This is a genomic window from Streptomyces acidicola (genome assembly GCF_009377235.1).
GTDB classification, from domain to species: Bacteria; Actinomycetota; Actinomycetes; order Streptomycetales; family Streptomycetaceae; genus Streptomyces; species Streptomyces acidicola.
The window spans coordinates 1-2,069 of the sequence record NZ_VMNX01000485.1 but is presented as its reverse complement, the minus strand read 5'-3'; the positions used below and the strand labels follow the sequence as shown (position 1 = coordinate 2,069).

General features: G+C 69.7%; 1 protein-coding gene. It reads left to right on the top strand.

All coding sequences use genetic code 11. From position 1 onward, the window contains the following. Window positions 1-2,069: transketolase (tkt, locus tag FPZ41_RS46220; protein ID WP_152870855.1), on the top strand; the 2,069-nt coding region annotated here is incomplete at both ends.

Sequence of the window (2,069 nt, the reverse complement as noted above, 5' to 3'; positions counted from 1 at the left end):
GTGGACCGAGTTGGACACGCGGGCCGTCGATACTGCCCGCGTTTTGGCCGCCGATGCCGTCCAGAGGGTCGGTAACGGCCATCCGGGTACGGCGATGAGCCTTGCGCCTGCCGCGTACACCTTGTTCCAGAAGGTGATGCGGCATGACCCCGCTGATCCGCAGTGGGCGGGCCGTGACCGGTTCGTGCTGTCCGCGGGGCACTCGTCGCTGACGCTGTACACCCAGTTGTTCCTGGGCGGTTTCGGTCTGGAGCTGGATGATCTGAAGGCTTTCCGTTCGTGGGGTTCGAAGACGCCGGGGCATCCGGAGTACGGGCACACGGCGGGTGTGGAGACCACGACCGGCCCGTTGGGGCAGGGGGTGGCGAACGCGGTGGGTATGGCGATGGCCGCCCGGTACGAGCGGGGCCTGTTCGATCCGGACGCCGCGCCGGGTACTTCCCCGTTCGATCACCACGTGTTCGTGGTGGCGGGGGACGGGTGTCTGCAGGAGGGGATCTCCGCGGAGGCGTCGTCGCTGGCCGGGCATCAGGGGCTGGGCAGTCTGGTGCTGCTGTGGGACGACAACCACATCTCGATCGAGGGCGACACGGAGACGGCCGTGTCCGAGGATGTCGTGGCCCGGTATGAGGCGTATGGCTGGCATGTGCAGCGGGTGGAGCCGAAGCCGGACGGTGACCTCGACCCGGCTGCCCTGTTCGCGGCGGTCGAGGAGGCGAAGGCGGTCACGGACCGGCCGTCGTTCATCGCGATGCGGTCGATCATCGCCTGGCCCGCCCCGAACGCGCAGAACACCGAGGCCGCGCACGGCTCCGCTTTGGGTGAGGAAGAGGTCGCGGCCACCAAGCGCGTCCTGGGCTTCGATCCCGGGCAGCACTTCGAGGTCGCGGACGAGGTCCTCGCCCACACCCGCGAGCTGGGCGAACGCGGCCGTGAGGCCCGCGCTCAGTGGGAGAAGCAGCTCCAGGAATGGCGCACCAACCACCCCGGCCGTGCCGCGGAGTTCGACCGGATCAGCTCCGGTGAACTGCCCGAGGGCTGGGAGGGGCGGCTGCCGGTGTTCGAGCCGGGCAAGGGGGTTGCCACGCGTGCCGCGTCGGGCAAGGTCCTCCAGGCGCTCGGCGCGGTGATCCCGGAGCTGTGGGGCGGCTCCGCCGACCTCGCCGGCTCCAACAACACCACCATCGACAAGACGTCCTCGTTCCTCCCGGCCGGCAACCCGCTGCCGGAGGCGAACCCGTACGGGCGGACGATCCACTTCGGTATCCGTGAGCACGCGATGGCCGCGGAGATGAACGGGATCGCCCTGCACGGCCACACCCGCATCTACGGCGGCACCTTCCTCGTCTTCTCCGACTACATGCGCAACGCGGTGCGCCTGTCGGCGCTGATGCACCTGCCGGTGACGTATGTGTGGACGCACGACTCCATCGGCCTGGGCGAGGACGGCCCCACCCACCAGCCCGTCGAACACCTCGCCTCGCTGCGCGCCATCCCGGGCCTGAACGTGGTGCGCCCCGCGGATGCGAACGAGACGGTCATCGCCTGGCGCGAGATCCTCCGCCGGTACACCAAGGAGTTCGGCAAGGGCGCCCCGCACGGCCTGGCACTGACCCGTCAGGGCGTACCGGTGTACGAGCCCAACGAGAGCACGGCCAAGGGCGGTTACGTCCTCTTCGACGCCGAAACCGCCGCCGGGCAGAGCACCGAACCTCAGGTCATCCTGATCGCGACCGGCTCCGAGGTGCATCTGGCGGTCGAGGCGCGTGAGCAGTTGCAGGCCGCGGGTGTGCCGACGCGGGTGGTGTCCATGCCGTCCGTGGAGTGGTTCGAGGAGCAGGACCAGGGGTACCGGGACAGCGTCCTGCCACCGGCTGTCACCGCGCGGGTGGCGGTCGAGGCCGGGATCGGACTGACCTGGCACCGTTACGTCGGGGACGCGGGCCGCATCGTTTCGCTGGAGCACTTCGGCGCTTCGGCCGACGGCAAGGTCCTCTTCCGCGAGTTCGGCTTCACTGCCGACAACATCACGGCGGCAGCCCAGGAATCCCTCGCCGCCGCCCAGCGCT